Raw genomic sequence first — 300 nt, forward strand, 5'->3', positions numbered from 1 at the left:
ACGGGCCGGTGGTCGGCCTGGCTGCTCGCGCTGATGGTGTTCGTCTGTGCGCTGCCGCCGGTGGTGAACGGGTCGGTCTGGAAGTTCCTGCTCAACGACGCCGGGCTGATCACCACCGTGCTCACGAGCACCGGCCTGCGCGACACCCCCGTGCCGTTCCTCTACGACCAGCACTGGGCGCTGTTCTCCGTGGCGTTCGTCAACGCGTTCGCCGCCATCCCGTTCAACACGCTCGTGTTCCGGGCCGCGCTCATGACGACCGACCCCGAGGTGTTCGAGGCGGCGCAGCTCGACGGCGCC

At 69.3% G+C, this 300-nt stretch carries 1 protein-coding gene; it reads left to right on the top strand.

The window, feature by feature from the left end:
- Positions 1-300: ABC transporter permease subunit (locus KVT14_RS20240; RefSeq protein ID WP_217617288.1), on the top strand; the 300-nt coding region annotated here is incomplete at both ends.

It is taken from the genome of Cellulomonas sp. GbtcB1 (assembly GCF_019091725.1).
Classification (GTDB): domain Bacteria; phylum Actinomycetota; class Actinomycetes; order Actinomycetales; family Cellulomonadaceae; genus Cellulomonas.